Genomic DNA, 22,237 nt, shown 5'->3' on the forward strand with positions numbered 1-22,237 from the left:
AAGGCACTCTTTTAAAAACAGAACAGCTTATGGCAACAACTCGTATTCTTGTAGTGGATGATGAAGAGGATTTGTGTGAGATCCTTAAATTCAACTTAGAAATAGAAGGTTATGAAGTAGATACCGCCTATAGTGCGGAAGAGGCATTGAAAAAGGATCTGACCGTTTACAATTTATTATTGTTGGATGTCATGATGGGAGAAATCTCCGGTTTCAAGATGGCACGTATCCTGCGACAAGATGAGAAGACGGCCAATACCCCTATCATCTTCCTCACGGCCAAAGATACGGAGAACGATATGCTCACAGGGTTCAATCTCGGGGCGGACGACTATATCTCCAAGCCTTTCTCCATCCGCCAAGTGATAGCGCGTGTTAAGGCCGTACTAAGAAGAACTTCCGAGAAATCAAAAGATAAAGAGATTGAGAAACTCGAGTATGAGACATTAGCTCTTGATACGAAACGCATCAAGGCTACGGTAGACGGGGTGGAAGTTCCATTGACCAAAAAAGAGTTTGAGATACTAAAACTTCTATTGGAAAATAAAGGGAACGTCTTCTCCAGAGAGGAAATACTGTCTCGCATCTGGAAAGACGAGGTATATGTTCTAGACCGTACCATCGATGTCAACATCACCCGGTTACGTAAGAAAATAGGTCCTTATGGAAAGAACATCGTAACTCGCTTAGGTTTCGGTTATTGTTTTGAATGCTAATATTGTCGTGAATCATGGTAAAGATAGATGGTGAGAAAAGGCACCGGATACCGTTTAGCCAACGGCTTTTCTGGTCGGTCTTTTTTATGTTCTTGGGCTTTACGGTCTGTTTCCTGCTATTCCAATATCAGCGGGAAAGGGAGTTCGCGCAAGAAAAGTTGAACAATGTGTTGAGTAACTATAATTACCAATTATTCCGCAAATGCCAACAAAGTACGGACATCAACAAGACCGTAATAAGTTTCATGGACGACATCCCTCAAAAGGATTTGCGGGTAACCATTATAGATCCATCCGGCGACGTATTGTTTGATAATAGCGGGACGGACGAGTTTAATAACCATAACGACCGGAGCGAGGTACGCAAAGCCCGATTATATAATGAAGGATTCGCTATCCGTTCCTCGGAATCTACGGGAAAAAGGTATTTCTATTCGGCATCAAATATAGGAGGTTATATTTACCGCTCAGCCCTGCCCTATGATCCATATGTAAGAGGGATATTGACGGTAAACAAGGACTTCATTTATTTCATGGCATTGATGACCTTGATTTTCTTCTTTGTCCTTTCCCGTTTTACTTTCAGCATAGGTAAAACGATATCCAAACTAAGGGATTTCGCCTTAAACGTAGAGAAAGATCGAATGCCTGCGGTCGATTATGTTTTCCCGAATGATGAACTAGGTGATATCTCACAGAATATCGTAACCTTATACCATCGGCAGCAGAAAGCGAAAAACGAGTTATCCATGGAACGGGAAAAGCTTATCAAACATTTCCAATATTCCAAGGAAGGCTTCGCCATGTTTACAAGTGAAGGGCGGGAGATTCTTTCTAACATCCTATTCATTCAATTCATAAATGTCATATCCGACACCCAGATCCACCAAGTGGAAGACGTTACTGATATAGCCGAATTAGAACCAATCCGTACCTTCTTGAATAAGAATATCCGGAATCTGAATCGGAAAAAGAAAGTATTAAGAGAGTCCGTGACTATTGACAAGAACGGTAAAATATTCTTGATCGAATGTATTTTATTCCTCGATAATAGTTATGAGATCTCTATTAATGATATATCCCGTCAAGAAGAAGAAAGCCGGATGAAACGACAGCTTACGCAGAACGTCTCTCACGAGCTGAAAACACCGGTCAGCAGCATTCAAGGGTATTTGGAAACAATCCTATCCAACCCAGATTTGAGTCCGGACAAACGTCAATTTTTCTTGGAACGTTGTTATTCCCAAAGTACCCGCCTTACAGGATTATTACGAGATATTTCCGTATTAAACAGACTTGACGAGGCATCCGAGATGTTCGACCTCACGGAAGTAAATATCACGAAGCTTATCGCCGAGATACAAAAAGAATGCTCCCAAGATATGGAAGAAAAACACATCACGTCGGAAATTATCCTCCCGGGAGATCCGACCGTGTTCGGGAATAACTCCCTACTCTATTCCATATTCCGGAATCTATATGACAACGCGATCGCTTATGCGGGAGAAAACATAAGGATTACCGTCAACTGCTATAAAGAAGATCCTAAATATTATTACTTTAGCTTCTCCGATAATGGAGTGGGTATCCCGGAAGAACATATCAATCGCATATTCGAGCGCTTCTACCGGGTAGACAAGGGACGCAGTCGTAAGATCGGAGGAACCGGATTAGGATTATCCATCGTTAAAAACGGGGTTAATTTCCATAAAGGACAAATATCGGCGAAGAGCAGTCCGGGAAAAGGGGTTACTTTTTTCTTCACTTTGAAAAAGAAACTATAAGGCAGACCTCTAAAATTCCATAACATACGCTTGATATTTAATATTAAAATGTATTTTTGTATTGAACATCATACAATATCATGAGAAATACCTATTTAGTATTATTTATCTATTTAATGATCCCAATGTTTTCTTTAGGGGAAAACACCTATACTACCCAACAAAGGGAAGACAGCCTTTTATCCCTATTAAAGTCCTCGCCAGCCATAAATGAACAGATCGAGTTATATAAGGATTTAGCGACAATGTACAGGCAAATGCCCAAGGAGATTGTTTACCTAAACAAAATGGCAGATGTGGCAAGCTCCACTTCGAAAGGTCATGCTTCCTTATATTACGCATGGGCCAATTTATCCCGCCATTATTACAATATACAAAACAGGGATAGCCTGATTTACTGGTCGCATAAGATAGATTCATTGGCCGCGGCCAAGAATGAGGTTCCGGACGCATTATTCGATGCGCGAGGATTCATTTGCCAAATGGATCTATGGGACGGCAATTATGAGTTAGCGATGAACGGGGCAATCAGCCTATACAACTATGCCCGTGATACAAAGAGTGAATATGGATTGATTTGTTGCAATGAGAACTTAGGTTTAATCTATCAAGAAATACATCGGGATAGTGACGCGATAGTAGCTTATCGGGAAGGTCTCGATTTATTACAGAAACGAGGTGACAATCCGAAATTCGAGATGCAATACATGGGAAACCTCATCGAATCTTATCTACGAACCGACCATTTCACCGAGGCCGAGGAATTATTAACCCGTTACGATGAAATGATCCAAGATAGGGAAAGAGAGAATGAAGAACAAGGCACCGCATTCCCCGTGGATCGTTGCCGTGCGCTAATGTATGTTTTTTATGCGGATATGTATGTCCTTCAAGACAAGCCCAAGCAGGCATTGGAGACCTTGTTGAAGGCGACACCGATCGTAGAGAAAACCGGAGATGATTATACGGAATTCTGCTACAACTTCGTTTTCGCCAAGTATTACTATTTAATAGGTATGTATGAAAGGGCGCTGAATATCATAGATAAAAATAAATTAACAGAAGAAGATATACGAACATCGGAACTGAAAGTCGAGATACTCGAAGCATTGGGACGTTATAAAGAAGCGCTCGCATTTAGTAGAGAAGTTGTAGAACATACCAAGATGTTGCATGACGAGGCCTTCAACCGGCAGATCAATCAGCTCCGGACATTACATGATCTAAACAATCAAGAGATGCAGGCATACGAGCTACAGCTACGTGAACAACAACTGCATACCCAAAGGTTGTTAATGATTATTCTACTCGTAGTATCGATCGTTCTTTTAGTGATGCTATACATCGTATACAAGTCCTATCGCTCCGCACGCCGCTACCAACGAGAACTTATGAAAGACAAGGAAGCCTTAGTAGAGTCCGAGCGTCAACTTCGTACAGCCAAAGAGATAGCGGAACACGCCAACCAGATGAAAAGCACGTTTATCGCCAATATCAGCCATGAGATCCGTACGCCGCTTAACGCGATTGTCGGCTTTTCGGAATTAATATCCGATGAATCTATTTCCGCTGGCGAAAAGAAAGAGTTTTTCTCCATTATCAACAATAACTCTTATTTATTACTTAATCTGATAAATGATATTCTTGACCTTTCTCGCCTAGAATCCGGGAATATGAAGTTCATTATAGAGAAGACAAACTTATCGGATTGTTGCCGGAACGCTTTGGCAAGTGTAGAGCACCGGGTCTTTCCGGGTGTTCAATTGACCTATACACCTTCTGAAGACCCCTTACATATCCAGACAGATTCGATACGTCTCCAACAATTATTGATAAACTTATTGACCAATGCCTGCAAGTTCACGAAAGAAGGAGAGATCAACCTATCTTATCAAATAGATGAGGACAAGCAGCGTGTACGTATCACCGTAACCGATACTGGATGTGGAATACCGGAGGATAAGCAGAAAGCCATATTCGAGCGTTTCGAAAAGGTAGATGAATATGCACAGGGTACAGGCTTAGGGTTATCCATCAGCCAAACAATTATCGAGCATTTAGGTGGCTCCATTCAATTAGACCCGACGTATAAGCATGGAGCCCGGTTCATCGTACTCCATCCCTACAACCCTCTTGATAATCCATCATGACGTAAACCACGTCTTGAAATCCGGCACTCTCGCCTTGCTAACCAATATACGGTCCAAGGTCGGTACGATCAAATTGATCGCAAGGCGTCCGTTAAACCAGAGATCGATATCTTGCACCGCCTTTCTGGATATCAAGTACTGACGATTGATCCGGAAGAACAAGGCGGGATCAAGGCTATCGGCGAGCTCATCCAAGGTCTGCGTGAAAAGGTATTCTTTCCCGTCCGTCATCACCGCCTTTACATTTCCGTCCGCTATATAGAAAAATAAGATCATATCCACGGAAACAGGTAGCAGCTTATCCCCTTTCATAGGGATCAAGAAATGCGTTTTATATCCTTCCACCCGCTTCAAGGCTTGCATGACAGCGGAATAATCGATCGCTTCTTTCTCCACAGCCGTCGATTGTAACCGTGACAACTTATCCAAAGCTTTCCGTATATCATCCGCGTCGATCGGTTTCAGCAGATAATCTACGCTATTCACTTTAAACGCTTTCAGCGCATATTCATCATAGGCTGTCGTGAAAATGATCGGGCAAGAGATATCTACATGACCGAAGATCTCGAAAGCCGAACCATCCGCCAAATGGATATCCAGAAAGATAAGTTCCGGCATTGGATGCGATTGAAACCATTCAACACTATCCGTAATACTATCTAGGACATCGATCACTTCGATATCCGGATCAACCTCTCCCAGCAATGCCATCAAATTACGGACAGCCGCTTTCTCGTCTTCTATTATCAAAGCTTTCATACCAAAGGGATTGTTACGCTGAATATACTAGCATCTTCTTTTATGGAAATATCTTTCTTATACAAGAGGTTATAACGTTTACTCAGGTTCACCAAGCCAATACCGGTGCCTCCGCTATGTGTCAATTTCGGTTGGATGGGATTGCTAACCGTCAAGGAATCATGGTCCGAACGAACGGAAATGGTCAATGAATGACGGTTACTAATCTCGTTATGCTTCACGGCGTTCTCGATCAAAAGCTGCACCGACATAGGAGGCAGTTGCTTAGACTCGTGCTCCTTCCCTAAGTCTATATCGAAGACCAGATTATCCTCATAGCGCATTTTCAAAAGGAAGATATAAGCGTTCACGAAATCCATCTCCTCCCGTAAAGTAACACTACGGCACTCATTCTCTTGCAAGGTATAACGTAAGACACGGGATAACTCCTGCAAATATTCTTGTGCCTTCCCGGGAGTCTCCCGGATCAAGGAACGGAGCGTATTCAAGGAATTAAATAACATATGAGGATTAAGCTGGCTCTTCAAGGCCTCATATTGGTTCAATAGATTCTCCGCCCGCAATTGCTGGTTCTCGATCTGTACTTGCTGGCTTTGACGAATCAGGTAAATCATATAGCAACTCCCCGTAACGACACACGACATGATAAAATCCCTCAACGGATGCAGATAATGATGTACCAAGGCGTCGATCGCCGGAATATCAAACTGATGGTGCAAGAACACGAAACCTTTTCCTAATAAATTATTCACGCACCAAGTCATTACGAACGAGAGAAGGACCTTCTGCCAAGAGATACGCGCTTTCTGCCGATTGAAACCAAAGACATACGTGTTCATCGCAAATAACAGTAAGAGGGACACGAAGGTGAAAAAGACCTCATTCGCTACATCCAATACCGACATATCCGGGAAAAGAGCGTTCTGCCCGGTAACGTCAAACAACGACACCAATTCCGGGAAATGGATCAAGAAGGCCACCATGATCGATATGATGACCAACGAGAACACATATTTATTCTTTATATTCATTTTCTTCATGAAGACAAAGATAGTCATTTCTTCTCTACCCGTGCGGAAACATACATACCGGGACGAAAACGAGGATTCGTCTCTTTCACCCGAGCGTACATTTCCAAGGAACGGCTCGTCTCGTCCACCTCCTGTCCGATCGAGATCAAGACCGCATGGAAGGTCTCCTTCCCCATTCCATTCACCCGGAACTGTACTTGGTTCCCAATGGATAAGTCCGCTAAATCCTTCTCATAAGCGGTCAGGCAAAGGAGAGTCTCGCCTTTATCGATCACATCACAGATCGGTTCGCCCGCGTTCACGTATTTACCGAGATTAATGGACAGCCCGGCGACATAACCGCTTAATGGCGCTTTTACCTCCAAATAAGGTTGGATACCGTCTTCCAGAAGATCGCCGGCGGAGACACCTAGGATAGCGAGTTGCGCGGCGGCGGCATCTTGACGGCTCTTCATGGAAAGATAATCCGCCTTGCTTTGCTGGAAACGTTTTTGCGAGGCCGCTTCTTGCTCGCTCAAACGCTGTTGCCTTTTATACTCAGCCTCTAAGTATTCCGTTTGGGCATGGGCATCCAAATAGGTCTGTTGCAACGTGATAAAATCCGGATTCTCCAAGCTGACGACCACGGAGCCCTTCTTCACATAATCGCCCGGAAGCAGCGTAGTAGCATGAACCGTGCCTCCCATCGTCAATGTAACCGTAGCCTGCCGCTGCGGGGGAACTACCATGATCCCGTTGAAAGAGGAGTGATTCGGAAGGGCCGTAGCCGAGGAAATCCCATCCACCTCTACGCTATCCACGGATGGTTCGGACGGTATGTTTTCTGCTACTTGAGTAATAGCGGGCCGGGCAGTTATGTCTTGCGAATCGCCCTGTCCTTTCTCCGCGTTGTTTGTCATACTGCATGCGGCCAATGCCATAAGAGCCGCAGGAATCCATATCTTTTTCATCTTATACGATTTTTCTGGTTATCTACTATACAACTCCAACTCAAGCGCCGATATATTATAGGCATATACGGCCTCGATATATCCCCGCCGGATCTCCCGGGCGGCGTTCAGGCTTTGAACAAACTGCGTGATATCTGTCTCGCTCTCTTTGAACTGTACCGTCGCGCTCTTCAACAAAGCCTCCGCTTCCGGTAAAGCGCCGGTCGTATAATAGCGGATATGCTCTCCTTCCTTACGAAGCGCGACGCTCAACTCCTCCACCTTATTGTTCAATTGACGGATGTTACTCTCCGCTTCCGTACGGGCGATATAGGAATCGATCTTCGCTTGCCTTACCCGGCTATGCTGCGGGAAGAACAATACCGGGAACGAGATCCCGACCATCCAAGAGTCCAGACCGCTCAACGGGGCTATTTTCTGACGCACATATCCTACCGATAGTTCCGGGAAGAAACGGCTTCGTTCGATACGAAGCATGGCTTTCTTCTCATCGGCCACGCTCCGGAAATAATTCAGATGGATATCGGACGGAGCGATCTCGGCTACGCGAGCGGGGAATAAAACCAATGTCGTATCCATAGGCAGTAATGGGGAATCCGAATAACAAGTCCAAGAGAAACGACGGGTAGCCAATTGCAACTCCTCTTCCGCCTGCGACAAACGGGTCTGTAGATCGGCGACCAAGGTAGATGACATATTCCGCTCCAATAGCGTGATATCCCCTTGCTCATAACGCAACTGACTTGCCTTTCGCAAACGTCCGGCCCACTCGATCTGCTCTTTATACAAGGCACATAGATGAAAGGCATATTGATAATAAGCCCATGCCCGTTTTACCTCGGCCGTAATCTCCTTCTTCACCAAGTCCCGGTAATATTCTCCCGTGGCGACTTGACGGTTCACCAAGGCGTTCTTATAAAATGGGGTCAATAGAGAGCCCAAGGATTGCGTGATCTCCATTTGATTGTCGTTTCGTGTCTCACCGTTGATCTGTCCCCATGAATAATTAAAGGTGGTCGGTGACACCTCCCAGCTCTCTCCCCGTGAAGCACGACTACGTTCAATGGATGCCGTGGCAGTCTTCAGGCGAGGATGATTCTCCAAGGCGATCGTCACGGCTTCTTCCAACGACACCGTCTGTTGGGCATGCGTGGGGAATAAGATACCTAAAAAAAGAAGAAACGGCAATAGGCGCTTCAACCAGCGTTGGCGCTTCCAAGCGGCCGAGCTATTTACCAACCGATAAAATACCGGGATAATAATCAACGTCAAGATCGTGGAGACAATCAAGCCTCCGATCACGACCGTCGCTAACGGACGTTGCACCTCCGCGCCCGCGGACTTCGCTATCGCCATCGGCACGAATCCTAGAGAAGCTACCAAGCCGGTCAAGAATACGGGGCGAAGTAGATGCGGACATCCTTTCGCGAGGATACGATTCGTTGTCATTTGATATTTAGTTTGTTTTCGTAAGTTATTAAAATGATTAATCATTAATATACCATTCAAAACCGCTACGCCAAACAAGGCGATAAAGCCGACCCCCGCCGATATACTGAAAGGCAACCCTCGTAACCAAAGGGCCAGAATACCCCCGATCAAGGATAACGGGACGGTAGAAAATACCACCAGCGAGTAGGTAACACTCTTAAAGGCAAAGAACAATAGCAATAAGATCAATGACAAGGCGACCGGTATCACGATCGTAAGCGTATCGATCGCATTCTGCAAGTTCTCGAACTGGCCGCCATACTCAAAGTAGTATCCCGGTTCCAGCTTGATATGCTTGTCAAGGGTTTCTTGGATAGTACGCACGACTTTCTGGATATCAGCGTCACGGACATTCACCCCGATCACGATACGGCGTTTCGTGGCATCCCGGTTAATCTGTAGAGGCCCGTTGACCAGCCCGATCGTAGCGACCTCGCTAACCGGGATCTGGATTCCCTCGGCAGTCCGTACAAAGAGCTTATCCAAATTCAGATCCGCCACTTTATCGTTATCCAGACGAAGCACCAAGTCGAAACGTCGCTCATTCTCGAAAACGACACCCGCCGCCTCTCCCGCATAAGCCGTACGGATGATCGTGTTCAACTCCTCTATATTCATCCCGTAACGGGCGATCTTGGCACGATCGTAGTGTACGACCAATTGCGGCAGCCCCATCGCCTGCTCCACGATCACATCGGCGGCTCCCGGTACTTGCTCCACGAAAAGAGAGGCTTCCTTCGCCTTCTTATAAAGCTCCGCCATATCCTCTCCATATAGCTTGATCGCGATATCCGCCTTGGCTCCCGTCATCAATTCATTGAAGCGAAGCTGGATCGGCTGGCTGAAATTAAACTCCGCCCCCGTAATCGGTTCCAAGGAGGCCTTCATCTTCTCCACCATCTCCGCACGGCTGGAGGCCGAGGTCCATTCCTTGAAAGGTTTCATCACGATCATGATATCCGCGTCTTCCACCGCCATCGGGTCGGTCGGAACCTCGGCCGTTCCGATCTTGGCTACCACATGCTTGATCTCCGGGAAATTCTTCATCAAGGTCTCTTCCGCTTGCTTCGATAGCTCGATACTATGCGTCAGGGAACTACCGGCGGGAAGCGTCATCTGCATGGCGAAATCCCCCTCATCCAGCGTAGGGATAAACTCCGCCCCTAACCTCGTGAATAAGAAAAGGGACACAGCCAGAGCCGCGAAAGAACAAGCGATCGTTCCCCAGATATGACGCAGACAGAAATGAAGCGTACGCCTGTAAACCCCGTTTAATTTCCCGAAGAAACGATCGGCGAATGTAGGCTTCGAAGAGATCGTACGCTTTAGGAACAGGGAGGCCATCATCGGCACGTAGGTGAGCGAAAGGATCAAAGCCCCGATAATACAAAACACCAAGGTCTTCGCCATGGGGGTAAAATATTTGCCCTCTATCCCGGTCAGCGTAAGTAGCGGGAAGAAGACGATCAAAATGATCAATACGGCAAAGGTAGCGCTCCGGGCGACATGACCGGCTCCGGCCTCGACCTCCCGGTCCATCTCCTCGGCAGAGAGCGTACGCCCCATCAACCGCCTCGAATAGATATGCGCCAATATCCCCTCCAATATAACGATCGATCCATCGACCACGATACCGAAATCGATGGCCCCCAAACTCATCAGGTTGGCGGAGACCCCGAAAACACGCATCAAGATAAAAGCGAAAAGCATCGCCAACGGGATCACGGAAGCCACGATCAAGCCGGCCCGCACATTCCCCAAGAAGATGATCAATACGATAAAGACGATCAACGCTCCCTCTATCAAGTTACGGATCACGGTGGATATATTTCGGTCTACCAATTCGGAACGATTCAAATAAGGTTCTACACGAACACCTTCCGGCAACATTTTCTGTACCCTTTCGACCCGTGCCTCCAGTTCCTTGGTCACGACATTGGCGTTCGCACCCTTCAACATCATGGCGATACCGCCCACGCACTCTCCCTCGCCATCCTTTGTCATGGCGCCAAAACGCTTGGCGGAACCAAAGCGAACCGAACCGACATCGCTTATATGAATCGGTATCCCTCCACGGTTCGTGATCACAATGCGCTCGATGTCCTTTATCTTGCCGATCATTCCCTCGCTACGGATGTAGTAAGCCTTATTGATTTTCTCGATATAACTGCCCCCTGTATTCTGGTTATTCCGGTTGAGTGCCTCGAACACCTCGCCGATCGTAATATTCAAGGAATAAAGGGCATCCGGATCTACCGCCACCTCATACTGTTTCAGATAGCCGCCAAAGCTATTGATCTCCACGATACCCGGTATACCGCTCAGTTGCCGTTTCACGATCCAGTCCTGAATGGTACGGAGTTCCATGGCGTCGTATTTCTCCTCATAACCGGGCTCCACGCTCAATACATATTGATAAATCTCGCCCAAGCCGGTCGTGATAGGCATCAGCTCCGGCGTACCCAGTTCCGTGGGGATTTCTCCCGCCACGGTTTGTATCTGCTCGTTTATAAGTTGGCGGGCATCTAAGGTAGGCACGCTTTCCTTAAATACGACCGTTACCAATGACAGGCCAAAGCGGGAAACGGAGCGGATCTCTTCCACGTTCATGATATTACTCATCGCTATCTCGATAGGCATGGTGATCAATTGCTCTACCTCTTGCGGGGCCAAGGTTGGCGATACCGTCACGATTTGCACTTGATTGTTCGTTATATCCGGTACGGCATCTATCGGTAAAGTCATCATGGCATAGATTCCTCCCAGAAGCAGAAACAAGGTTGTCAACCCAACGAATAGTTTCTTCTGAATAGAAAAATGGACAATCGCTTTAAACATCACTTCATTTATTTAATATAATAGTTACAAAAATAAAAGGTAAGCGTTTGCCTGCCCGACATAAAATAATGAAGTGACCGAAATCAAGGTTGAAGTATCGGTATGAGGAGTTGGAGCATATCTATAGAAAAAGGCTTCACATGCCCTCTATGACACATGAAGCCCCTTTTGTTATTCTATATAAATAATAAGAATCGTTGCCGTTAAAAGCGGATCAGCACTTAATGCTCAACTGTCGCAACACCTCACGGATCTTCTCATACGTGACGATACGTGTAGGAACCAAAGGCAAACGAAGCTTATTCTCGATAAAGCCCATCATATTCAGCATACTCTTCGCTCCGGCAGGATTTCCATCCACGAACAACAGGCTGAACAGCTCCGTGAAGCTATGATGGATCGTACGTGCGCTATCATAATCACCCGCCAAGGCCAGACGTACCATACGGCTAAACTCACGAGGGAAGGCGTTACCGATCACGGAGATCACTCCCACCGCACCTAATGTCATTAAAGGGAAAGTAATACCATCGTCACCGGAGATCACGTTGAAACGGGCCGGCTTGTTCTTGATAATATCATCCATCTGGGTGATATTGCCGGAAGCCTCTTTCACGGCGATCACGTTATCGAACTCACGGGCGATACGAAGCGTAGTCTCGGCCGTCATGTTCACGCCCGTACGCCCCGGTACGTTATAGAGTACGATCGGTAAATGAGTAGCGTTGGCGATCGCCTTGTAATGCTGGTAAATCCCTTCTTGGGAAGGCTTATTATAATAAGGTACGACCGAGAGGATAGCGTCGATACCCTCGAAATTATCGGTCTTCAACTTCTCGACAACCGACCGTGTACAATTACCTCCCACGCCTAATACGATAGGGATACGGCCCCGTACACGAGTCACTACCAAGCTTATAATGTTTTTCTTTTCTTCTTCCGTAAGTGTAGGGGTTTCCGCTGTAGTTCCCAGCACTACCAAATAATCCGTACCGTTCTGCACCTGATAATCCACCAGCTTGCCTAACGCCTCGTAATCTACACTCTCATCTTCCTTGAATGGCGTGATCAACGCCACACCCATTCCTTTTAAATTTATGTCTGCCATGGGGAAAATATTCCTTTTTGTTATTTAGCACTGCAAAAATAAGGAAATTATATCATTTAGCACGGATGGAACGCAAATAAAATAATATCTGTCCGAATAAATACTGAATATCGTCCTTATCTGTTACAGTCAAGCCTAAGTCGTACCATTCTTGGCCCGGATACTTAATCCCGACCTTGAAGGCGGATGGATGCCGGAGAGCGATGTATTGCAAGGCATAACAACCCGGCCGGGTGATATCGATCAAGATATCCGCCTTGAGAGCGCCCACCTTTTTCAAGACACTATCGGAAGGGAATCCCCACGCGTTGAGATCGTTCTTTATATGTACAGGAATATTGGAATCATCGAAAGGAATATCCGCTCCTCCGGACGGCACATATACACACGTCTTGATGTCCTTCTTCGCCTTGCGCAAAGGCTCCAAGGCCCTCATGACGTCCTCGTGATCCTCTATATTATACAAGACCAAAAGCGAACGTGCCTCATCCAAGGAAAGGGAACGATGCGGACGCTTGGCAGCGTCCGACACTAAAGCCTGTATCTTCTTCTTGATAAAATAATTCGTAAACATTTATTCCAGCATATTTAAGAACGCATCCTCGTTGATAATCTTCACACCCAGCTTCGCCGCTTTCTCCAGCTTGGCCGGTCCCATATTCTCGCCGGCAAGGATATAATCGGTCTTCCCCGAGACGGAGCCGCTATTCTTGCCGCCATGTTGCTCAATCATCGCCTTATACTCGTCACGTGAATGCTTGGAAAATGTCCCGCTGATCACGATCGTCAATCCTTTCAACTTCTCGGAACGGTTCGCCAATTGCTCTTCGGAAACCGCCATCCGCAAGCCCTGTTCCTTTAATCGGTTCACCAACGTACGGTTCTTCTCGTCCGAGAAATAACTCAATACACTCTGGGCGATCCGCTCGCCGATCTCGTCCACGGCTACCAAATCCTCTAAGGACGCCTGCTCCAATGCCTCGATCGAGTGGAAAGCCGAGACCAAGCGTTTAGCGACCGTCTCTCCCACGAAACGAATCCCCAGACCGAACAAGACCCTCTCAAAAGGAACTTGCTTGGATTCCTCCAGACTCGACATCAGATTCTGGGCGCTCTTCTCCGCCCACCGTTCCAGACGCAATAAATCGGCAACCGTCAACGTATATAAGTCCGCCGAGTCTTTTACATAACCGGCGTTGTACAAATCCTCCACCGTTTCCGGGCCTATATTGATATTCATCGCCTTCCGGGTCACGAAATGCTCTATACGCCCCTTGATCTGAGGAGGACAGCCCGACTCGTTCGGACAGTAATGTGCCGCCTCTCCCTCCGGACGCACCAAAGGAGTCCCGCACTCCGGACACACACGGATAAAGCGGACCTTATCCCCCATCAGCATCGAACGAGCCTCCACGTTCACTCCCACGATCTTCGGGATGATCTCCCCGCCTTTCTCCACATACACTTGGTCGCCGATATGCAAGTCAAGCCCCTCGATAATATCGGCGTTATGCAAGGAAGCCCGCTTCACCACCGTCCCCGCCAACAATACGGGCTCGAGGTTCGCCACCGGAGTGACCGTCCCCGTCCGTCCCACTTGGAAAGAGACCGAGTTCAAGCGAGTCTCGGCACGCTCCGCCTGAAACTTATAAGCGATCGCCCAGCGAGGGCTTTTCGACGTAAAACCTAAGTTCCTCTGCTGACGAAGCGAGTTTACCTTCAACACGATTCCATCCGTCGCCACGGGCAGGTTCTTACGTTCCACATCCCAATATGCGATATAATCGAATATATCCTGTAGGCTCTGGCATTTGCGGATCACGTCCGGAATCTTAAAACCCCATGCGCGAGCCGCCTGCAAATTCTCATAATGCCCTTCGGCCGGCAGGTTCTCACCCAATAAATAATAGAAATAAGCATCCAGCTTACGGGAGGCCACGATAGCCGGGTTCTGCTGTTTCAACGTACCGGAAGCGGCGTTACGAGGATTGGCGAACAAGGGTTCCTCCTGCTCCTCCCGCTCCTTATTCAAGCGATCGAACTCCGCCCAAGGCAGCAATACCTCGCCACGGATCTCGAACTCCTCCGGAAAATCAGAACCCCGGAGTCTTAATGGAACCGAACGGATGGTCTTGATATTCGCCGTCACGTCATCACCACGAGTACCGTCGCCACGGGTCACGGCACGCGTCAAGCGTCCTTTCTCATAGGTCAAAGAGATAGAAGTGCCATCATATTTAAGCTCCGCCACAATCTCGAAAGGCTCATTCAAGGAGCGGACCGTACGATCATAAAAATCTCGGATCTCATCCTCGGAGTACGTATTACCCAACGAAAGCATCGGATATTTATGTACCACTTGCTCAAACTCTTTCGAGAGGTCGCTCCCCACCCTCCGGGTCGGGGAATCCGGATCGGCGAACTCGGGATGCGCCGCCTCCAGTTCCTGCAACTCTTTCATCATCTTATCAAACTCAAAGTCTGATATTGTCGGTGCCGAAAGCACATAATAATTATAATTATGCCGCTCCAGCTCATCACGCAGGGCTTTTATCTTTGCTTCGACCATATTAGTATATTAATTCTACGTTGTCTATCCAAAACGTATTTCCCGGAGAGCCGATATAGGCCCCTCCGTGGCTGGAGGTGAACTGCAACACCATATGCGTAGGTGCCTCGCCCGGCTCCGCCCAGCCTACCTCTTGGATAGGAACGCTTTTTCCTTTACTATTTAACGTATAACGTTCCTCTACTTGTATACGCATATACGGTTTATATTCGGGTTTGGATGTTATATTTCCATAAAGGATCGGGTAAGTAGCGTCATTTACCCAATCAGGGGTAGATTCCGTATAGCGTTGCACCATCGTACCGACCCGCTTGGAATAAACATTCCCTTCCGCGTCTTCCCATCGTTTCTGCAACAACAAGATCACCGCCAAGGAATCCTGCCCGGCCACCGTACTCTTACGGCTGAACCCCGTACTACGTACCCGATTCTTCTCGGGAGCGGCTTTCACCTTATAATCAAACCGCAACGCTTTCGGCTTCTTGGAGAAAGGCACTCCTGATTGTAACATCGCTTGAGGGTTTTTTGTTCCCTTGATCGGCTCATGCACCGTACCCAAGAAAACGGAGCCGGCGGCGATCACCTCGATATCCACCAAACCGAAAACCTTCACGCTCTCATAACGGGTCTCCATGCGGGCGCACATCCCATCCCCCCGTTTCTCCGGGAAAACAGACGTATTGGTTTTCACCACTCCCGCCACTTTCGCCATCACGTTGGAAGTAGCCCACGGAGAACCGCCCATATTACGAAACGCCGTATTACCGACAATCGTATCCGAGGGCCCCAGCTCATAAAGCCATTTCGTATTTCCCCCGATAATGCCAGACTCATGAATCTCACGGACAATCCAATTATCCATGTCTCCATAAGCGAAGGGCACCACATTCTCCGATGTCACCCCATCCCCGTCCGCGAGAACCACGGACAAAGGCATACAAGCGATTGCCAAAAATAACGCTTTCTTTCTTAAACTCAAACCCATCCCTCTATCAATTTAATACCTATCTAACCCTTTTATTTATAAGCTATAGCCCCATTCCTTCAAGGCCATGCCCCAATTTTCCTCTACGAGCCGGACCGTACGATCCTCGTACTTGTATTGGTTCTTCTTGTAGCCCTTCTTCTTGCCCAGATACTTCTCTATATCCGCCTTAGACTCCTTAAAGCCGGGTAAGTTTAATGACCCGTAAATATTTTCCGTCATGGCGAAAGCGTCTTTCTCGAAATCCTCGAACTTCACTTCCACCAGATTGCCTTCCGGTATCAGGTGCTTCTCTTCCTCGTACTTGTAGAAAAGACGGCGATATACCTCGATGAAGTTCGCCTCGATCTGCTCGTTCGTGATATCCTGCAAACGCAATGGCTGGATCGTATTCGTAAAGAAACTGCGGGTACTCTCGAATACCGTATACGGATTTCGCTTCAAGTAGATGAACTTAGCGTTCGGGAACATCTCCAGCAATGTCTTCACACGCCCCGTATGCGGTGGGTTCTTGCTCAAATACTGCGTACCGTTCGTATTCCAGAGGGAAACCTTAACCAGACGCATGAAAGTATCCATGAAGATCCGCCGCTCCTCCTCCGTGATATCGTTAAACAATAAGTAACGATCGCAATACTCCATCCAGCGTTTCGGGAAGAACCAGAAATTATAATATGTATAAGGCATCATGTTCGACAAGGCGAACTCCTCCTCTTGCGGAAGATCCACCTTCAACTCCATATTATCGGTCGGACGCTTATCCGGCATCAAGAAAGCCATGTTCTTCTTGAAGAAAGGCTGCCCCCAGAGCATCAGGTGCGGGAATACCGTCTGGTACGTCGTGGTATAACCGAAATGCTTATCGCAGGCGAAGATGTTATGAACAAAAGTCGTACCACTCCGCCAATGCCCCAAGATAAACAAGGGGTCCATCTCGAGCGGCTTATCGGCCAATTTCTTGAACCGGCTATCCTCGATCGGCTTCAAGGCGCTCAACAGGCGGCAAACACCGGTCGTAAGGCGATACTTACCCTTAAAGCCCTTGTCTATCTGCTGCCGGGCCGTCACCTTCCTGAACGTATCCCAATCCGCCCCGACCAACGTATTGATCGGTAGCTTATCAAACTCCAACAATCCCATATCCTATCGTTTTTCCGTTATACATTTCACAGATACGCCCTGCCGGCCCAACTCCTCACAAACCTTACGGATCGCCTCATAATGCTCCTCTCCGATTCCCATCTCCGGGAGGTTCAAGGTAGCCAAAGCGTCTTCCGTCACCATATCTTTAGCGTCCACACGGTCGATGATCATACCCACGGCGGACGTATTATTCGTAATCGGATCGATCAAGATAAACGAGCCGGTCTGCTTATTCCTCCTATACGGATCGAAGAACAACTCCTTGCCGGTAGTAAATACCACACGGCCGATCTCGTTCAGCTCCAGATGATCCACGGAAGATTGCTCCATCGTGTTCACGTTCACCTTATAGCGGATACTATCCACACGGGCACGTGTCGTATGAGTGGTCTGCTTGATGTAGAACTGCTTGTTCACGTCCATGGCTTCCTCATCCATCCACACCAACATAGCCTCGAAATTACGGTCGCGGATCGGCAAGTTATCCGGGTGCACCAGCATCTCCCCACGGGAGATATCGATCTCGTCCTCCAAGGTGATCGTAATACATTGAGGCGGGAAAGCCTGCTCCAACTCACCCTCGTAGGTGACGATGCTCTTTACCTTCGAGGTCTTCCCGGAAGGCAACGCCATCACCGTATCTCCCTTACGCACGATACCGCTAGCCACCTTGCCGCTAAACCCACGGAAATCCAGATTCGGGCGCAACACGTATTGCACCGGATAACGGAAGTCCTCGTAGTTACGATCCAAGTCGATAGGCACGTTCTCCAGATAATCCAATAAAGACGTACCCTCGTACCAAGGCGTACGATCACTCTTCTCCACCACGTTATCGCCATCCAAGGCCGATAAGGGGATATACGTGATATCCGGGATATCCAGCGGCTCCACGAAACGTTTATAATCCGCCACGATCCGGTCGAACGTATCCTTGTCGAAGTCCACCAAGTCCATCTTATTCACGGCCAGTACCACATGTTTGATCCCCAGCAAAGATACCAGATAGGTGTGACGGCAGGTTTGCGTGATCACGCCCGTGCGGGCATCCACCAAGATGATCGCCAGATTCGCCGTGGAACCACCCGTGATCATATTCCGGGTGTACTGCTCGTGCCCCGGGGTGTCGGCGATGATGAACTTACGGTTGTTCGTGCTGAAATAGCGGTAAGCCACATCGATCGTGATACCTTGCTCACGCTCGGCCTTCAAGCCATCCAGCAACAAAGCGTAGTCGATATGCTCGCCGGCGTTGCCCATACGCTTGCTGTCACGCTCCAAGGCATCCAACTGATCCTCGTATATTTTCTTACTATCAAACAGCAATCGGCCTATCAAGGTCGATTTGCCATCATCCACCGAGCCGGCGGTCAAGAATCTCAGCAGGTCCTTCTGCTCGTCCTTATCTAGGAATTCCTTTATATTTAATTTTGTATCTGCCATGTCTCTTCTGTGTTAAAAATACCCTTCCCGTTTCTTCTGCTCCATACTAGCGTCTTGATCGAAGTCGATCACACGGGTCGTACGCTCGCTCTTCGTCGTGGTCATCATCTCCTCCACGATTTTCTCGATCGTATCCGCCTCGCTCTCCACGGCGCCGGTCAGCGGCCAGCAGCCCAACGTACGGAAACGGACCATACGCATACGGATCTGGTCCCGGTATTGCTCCGGCAAGCGGTCGTCGTCCGCCATGATCAAATTACCGTCGATCTCCACGCACGGACGCTCCTTGGCGAAATACAGGGGAACGATCGGGATATTCTCCAGACGGATATATTGCCAGATATCCAGCTCCGTCCAGTTCGATAGCGGAAATACACGGATGCTCTCGCCCTTATGCACACGGGCGTTATAGATATCCCACAACTCCGGGCGCTGGTTCTTCGGGTCCCATTGATGGAACTTATCGCGGAACGAGAAGATACGTTCTTTCGCACGGCTCTTCTCCTCGTCACGGCGGGCGCCGCCGAAAGCGGCGTCGAACTTATATTTATCCAAGGCATGAAGCAAAGCCTGCGTCTTCATCAAGTCCGTATGCACCTTGCTTCCATGCGTGAACGGGCCCACGCCCGCGTGGAAAGCCTCCATATTAGACTCCACGATCAAGTTCCAGCCGAATTTCTTCGCATAAGAATCACGGAACTCTATCATCTCCTTAAACTTCCATTTCGAATCGATGTGCATCAACGGGAAAGGAACCTTACCCGGAGCGAAAGCCTTCTCGGCCAGACGGACCATCACGGAAGAATCCTTCCCGATGGAATAAAGCATAACAGGATTCTCGAACTCGGCGGCTACCTCACGGATGATGTGGATAGACTCGGCCTCCAGCTCCTGTAAATGACTTAACTTGTAATCAGACATATCTTTTTTCAGTGTTTAATTTCTACTTTCGGTATGATCAACTCCAACAACCGGCTCACGGATTGCTCCACGCTCAATACGGAGGTATCCAAGGACAGGTCCGGACGCTCCGGCGCCTCGAACGGGGCGGAAACCCCGGTAAACTCCTTGATCTCGCCTTTCCGGGCCTTGGCATACAGGCCTTTCACGTCACGGCGTTCGCACTCGGCGAGCGGCGTACTTACGTAAACCTCCAAGAAATCCGCTTTACCGATGATAGCGGACGCCATCTCTCTCAACTCGTTGTTCGGGCTGATAAAAGCCGCTATGGTTATAACACCCGTATCGACAAACAGTTTACCCACCTCGGCGATCCGGCGTATATTCTCCACCCGGTCCTCCGGCGAGAACCCGAGATTATTGTTGATACCACTACGGATATTATCCCCGTCGAGGATGCGGCAAAGCAATCCCCGTTTATGCAACTCACGCTCCAAGGCGATAGCGATCGTGCTTTTCCCCGAGCCACTCAAACCCGTGAACCACACCATCACTCCCCTTTGCCCCAGAAGCGCCTCTTTATCCTCACGACCCAGCATACGGTCGAAAATCGGATAGATATTATTTTCTAAAACTTCCATATCATAGGTATTACAAACACGGAGATCAAGAACGTGATCAAGTTCAAGGGCAGGCCCACCTTCACGAAATCCGTGAACTTATAGCCTCCCACGCCTTGTACGATCAGGTTGGTCTGGTAGCCGATCGGCGTACTGAAACTAGCCGACGCCGCCATACAGATCACGACAAAGAATGGGGTCGGATCAACGCCTAATTGCGTAGCCACCGACAAGGCGATCGGGAAACTCAATGCCGCCGCGGCGTTGTTCGTGATCAACTCCGTAAATATATTGGTAATAATAAATATAATCGCCAGCAACGCATACGGTCCTAAATCGTCGGCCATACTAATTATATGGCGGGCTATCATGGAGGCAAAGCCGGAATTCTCCATGGCCTTGCTGATAGCGAAGGCACAAGCGATCGTTATCAAGATATCCCAAGAGATGTATTTCGTGTATTTCTTCGGCGGGAAGATCTTAGTCCACGCCATGATGATTGTCGTAATGCAGACAAAGAAGAACATATCCAAGCGCATACTTGGAACGGCCTCTTTCACGACTGGCAACTCTCCTACCGTCGCCCCCGTAATCATAAAGATCAACAGTCCTAAAGCCAGCCAACGTTTCTTCCTCGATACCGGCTCCGTTGCCTCATTACCATTCGCCAACATCAAGAAGACACTAGACTCACCCCATGTAGGGATAAAAGAATCGTCCGCCCACAACACCAAGGTATCGCCCTCATGCAACACCACCGTATCCAGATTACGGGTAAAACGCTGTCCGCCGCTTTTCACCTCTTTCACGATCGCCCCGTAATGGCGGGTAAAGTTAAACTCTCCCAAGGTCTTGTTGATACCCGGGAAGCGTGCGCCCAGCACGGCCTCCACCCGGTGGAAATTCCCGGGATTCTCATCCTCCCCGTCTTCGGATACCGTATCCGTCCTCGAGTCCGGAAGCAGTTTATTCGAGAAAGCGAACAAATATAAAATACCGGCGATAGCGATAAAAATACCGACTTTCCCCAGCTCAAACATCGTAAAGCCCTCATATCCCGCCTCCAGAATCATGCCGTGCACCACCAGATTCGTAGAAGTACCGATCAAGGTACATATACCGCCCAATATCGTGACATACGAGAGAGGGATCAAGAATTTCGTGGCCGGAAGCCTCACCGCCTCCGCCCATCGCTTGATGATCGGGGCAAAAATAACCACCACCGGCGTATTATTCAGGAACGCCGACACGAAAGCCACGGGCGGGAGCATCCTCGCCTGCGCCTTGAAGACGGTGGTCTTCCCCTCGGGAAGCAGTTTCTTGATCAATTGGCCTAAAGCCCCGCTCTGCCGCACTCCCTCACTGACAAGGAAGAGCATGGCTACGGTTATCATCCCTTTATTGCTAAAGCCCTCCAGCATCTCCTTGGGAGTAAGAATGCCTACGCAGAGAAAAAACACGACCACTGTCAGAAGAACCATTCCCGGCCGCATCTTATCCCATACCAAGGCTGCGATCATGCCGATCAGGGCCAGCAACACAAACACTATATCAAAATTCATGTATTTACTTTTAAGAGCGCAAAAATAATAAGAATACTCAAGTGCGCACTCCTTTCGCTAACCTATTTTTAGGATTATATGGGATATAGACCAATAATGATTGATTCTGGGCCAACTTATATTCTTACAAGGTAGTCTTCTAAATTTCGTTCATAACCAAATAAACAAGAATGCATTGTACGGCTTGT

The 22,237-nt window shown here is 48.2% G+C and carries 16 protein-coding genes; 3 read left to right on the top strand and 13 right to left on the bottom strand.

What is annotated here, in order from left to right:
• Positions 1-29 precede the first annotated feature (29 nt).
• From DWX33_RS05325 to DWX33_RS05335, 3 genes are all read left to right on the top strand, one after another.
• Positions 30-716 (top strand): response regulator transcription factor, encoded by a 687-nt coding sequence (locus DWX33_RS05325; protein ID WP_005862778.1) that lies wholly within the window; start codon positions 30-32, stop codon positions 714-716.
• Positions 717-730: 14 nt separating this feature from the next.
• The gene (locus tag DWX33_RS05330) at positions 731-2,500 is read left to right on the top strand and encodes an ATP-binding protein (protein WP_005862780.1); all 1,770 of its coding nucleotides are present in this window, start codon (positions 731-733) and stop codon (positions 2,498-2,500) included.
• 80 nt (positions 2,501-2,580) lie between these two features.
• Entirely contained in the window at positions 2,581-4,650 is a 2,070-nt protein-coding gene (locus DWX33_RS05335) for a sensor histidine kinase (protein WP_122379982.1), read from the top strand.
• Here DWX33_RS05335 and DWX33_RS05340 read toward each other — a convergent pair.
• The 13 genes from DWX33_RS05340 to DWX33_RS05400 form a co-directional block, all read right to left on the bottom strand.
• Positions 4,645-5,409: a LytTR family DNA-binding domain-containing protein gene (locus tag DWX33_RS05340; protein ID WP_005857414.1), complete on the bottom strand. Its 765-nt coding sequence runs from the start codon at positions 5,407-5,409 to the stop codon at positions 4,645-4,647. The two genes, DWX33_RS05335 and DWX33_RS05340, sit on opposite strands and share 6 nt — an antisense overlap.
• Positions 5,406-6,467: a sensor histidine kinase gene (locus DWX33_RS05345; protein WP_122379983.1), complete on the bottom strand. Its 1,062-nt coding sequence runs from the start codon at positions 6,465-6,467 to the stop codon at positions 5,406-5,408. The genes DWX33_RS05340 and DWX33_RS05345 overlap by 4 nt, the downstream gene beginning before the upstream one ends.
• Entirely contained in the window at positions 6,464-7,390 is a 927-nt protein-coding gene (locus tag DWX33_RS05350) for an efflux RND transporter periplasmic adaptor subunit (protein ID WP_121956776.1), read from the bottom strand. Before DWX33_RS05350 ends, DWX33_RS05345 begins: the two co-directional genes overlap by 4 nt.
• 18 nt (positions 7,391-7,408) lie before the next feature.
• The gene (locus tag DWX33_RS05355; RefSeq protein WP_122379984.1) at positions 7,409-11,719 is read right to left on the bottom strand and encodes a CusA/CzcA family heavy metal efflux RND transporter; all 4,311 of its coding nucleotides are present in this window, start codon (positions 11,717-11,719) and stop codon (positions 7,409-7,411) included.
• Positions 11,720-11,933: 214 nt separating this feature from the next.
• Positions 11,934-12,827, bottom strand: coding sequence for a 4-hydroxy-tetrahydrodipicolinate synthase (gene dapA / locus DWX33_RS05360; RefSeq protein ID WP_005857419.1), 894 nt, complete (start codon positions 12,825-12,827; stop codon positions 11,934-11,936).
• Positions 12,828-12,879: 52 nt separating this feature from the next.
• Positions 12,880-13,401 (bottom strand): hypothetical protein, encoded by a 522-nt coding sequence (locus tag DWX33_RS05365; protein WP_121962095.1) that lies wholly within the window; start codon positions 13,399-13,401, stop codon positions 12,880-12,882.
• Entirely contained in the window at positions 13,402-15,396 is a 1,995-nt protein-coding gene (gene ligA / locus DWX33_RS05370; protein WP_005857423.1) for an NAD-dependent DNA ligase LigA, read from the bottom strand.
• 1 nt (position 15,397) lies between these two features.
• Complete coding sequence (locus DWX33_RS05375; protein ID WP_008772341.1) at positions 15,398-16,381, bottom strand: PCMD domain-containing protein; 984 nt, start codon at positions 16,379-16,381, stop codon at positions 15,398-15,400.
• 36 nt (positions 16,382-16,417) lie between these two features.
• Entirely contained in the window at positions 16,418-17,521 is a 1,104-nt protein-coding gene (locus DWX33_RS05380) for a sulfotransferase (RefSeq protein WP_005857428.1), read from the bottom strand.
• Between the two features lie 3 nt (positions 17,522-17,524).
• Positions 17,525-18,967 (bottom strand): sulfate adenylyltransferase subunit CysN, encoded by a 1,443-nt coding sequence (gene cysN / locus DWX33_RS05385; protein ID WP_005857430.1) that lies wholly within the window; start codon positions 18,965-18,967, stop codon positions 17,525-17,527.
• Positions 18,968-18,979: 12 nt separating this feature from the next.
• The gene (cysD, locus tag DWX33_RS05390) at positions 18,980-19,888 is read right to left on the bottom strand and encodes a sulfate adenylyltransferase subunit CysD (RefSeq protein WP_005857432.1); all 909 of its coding nucleotides are present in this window, start codon (positions 19,886-19,888) and stop codon (positions 18,980-18,982) included.
• Between the two features lie 8 nt (positions 19,889-19,896).
• The gene (cysC, locus tag DWX33_RS05395; RefSeq protein ID WP_005862790.1) at positions 19,897-20,508 is read right to left on the bottom strand and encodes an adenylyl-sulfate kinase; all 612 of its coding nucleotides are present in this window, start codon (positions 20,506-20,508) and stop codon (positions 19,897-19,899) included.
• A complete protein-coding gene (locus DWX33_RS05400; RefSeq protein ID WP_005862792.1) occupies positions 20,496-22,049 on the bottom strand; it encodes an SLC13 family permease in 1,554 nt (517 codons plus the stop codon). Before DWX33_RS05400 ends, cysC begins: the two co-directional genes overlap by 13 nt.
• Positions 22,050-22,237 lie beyond the last annotated feature (188 nt).

The sequence above is a fragment of the Parabacteroides sp. AF19-14 genome (assembly GCF_003635485.1).
Taxonomy (GTDB): domain Bacteria; phylum Bacteroidota; class Bacteroidia; order Bacteroidales; family Tannerellaceae; genus Parabacteroides; species Parabacteroides distasonis.

Excerpts from the sequence above, each read along its gene's own strand:
- DWX33_RS05325 (WP_005862778.1), top strand. The coding sequence starts at position 30 with ATGGCAACAACTCGTATTCTTGTAGTGGATGATGAAGAGGATTTGTGT.
- DWX33_RS05330 (WP_005862780.1), top strand. The coding sequence starts at position 731 with ATGGTAAAGATAGATGGTGAGAAAAGGCACCGGATACCGTTTAGCCAA.
- DWX33_RS05335 (WP_122379982.1), top strand. The coding sequence starts at position 2,581 with ATGAGAAATACCTATTTAGTATTATTTATCTATTTAATGATCCCAATG.
- DWX33_RS05340 (WP_005857414.1), bottom strand. The coding sequence starts at position 5,409 with ATGAAAGCTTTGATAATAGAAGACGAGAAAGCGGCTGTCCGTAATTTG.
- DWX33_RS05345 (WP_122379983.1), bottom strand. The coding sequence starts at position 6,467 with ATGACTATCTTTGTCTTCATGAAGAAAATGAATATAAAGAATAAATAT.
- DWX33_RS05350 (WP_121956776.1), bottom strand. The coding sequence starts at position 7,390 with ATGAAAAAGATATGGATTCCTGCGGCTCTTATGGCATTGGCCGCATGC.
- DWX33_RS05355 (WP_122379984.1), bottom strand. The coding sequence starts at position 11,719 with ATGTTTAAAGCGATTGTCCATTTTTCTATTCAGAAGAAACTATTCGTT.
- dapA (WP_005857419.1), bottom strand. The coding sequence starts at position 12,827 with ATGGCAGACATAAATTTAAAAGGAATGGGTGTGGCGTTGATCACGCCA.
- DWX33_RS05365 (WP_121962095.1), bottom strand. The coding sequence starts at position 13,401 with ATGTTTACGAATTATTTTATCAAGAAGAAGATACAGGCTTTAGTGTCG.
- ligA (WP_005857423.1), bottom strand. The coding sequence starts at position 15,396 with ATGGTCGAAGCAAAGATAAAAGCCCTGCGTGATGAGCTGGAGCGGCAT.
- DWX33_RS05375 (WP_008772341.1), bottom strand. The coding sequence starts at position 16,381 with ATGGGTTTGAGTTTAAGAAAGAAAGCGTTATTTTTGGCAATCGCTTGT.
- DWX33_RS05380 (WP_005857428.1), bottom strand. The coding sequence starts at position 17,521 with ATGGGATTGTTGGAGTTTGATAAGCTACCGATCAATACGTTGGTCGGG.
- cysN (WP_005857430.1), bottom strand. The coding sequence starts at position 18,967 with ATGGCAGATACAAAATTAAATATAAAGGAATTCCTAGATAAGGACGAG.
- cysD (WP_005857432.1), bottom strand. The coding sequence starts at position 19,888 with ATGTCTGATTACAAGTTAAGTCATTTACAGGAGCTGGAGGCCGAGTCT.
- cysC (WP_005862790.1), bottom strand. The coding sequence starts at position 20,508 with ATGGAAGTTTTAGAAAATAATATCTATCCGATTTTCGACCGTATGCTG.
- DWX33_RS05400 (WP_005862792.1), bottom strand. The coding sequence starts at position 22,049 with ATGAATTTTGATATAGTGTTTGTGTTGCTGGCCCTGATCGGCATGATC.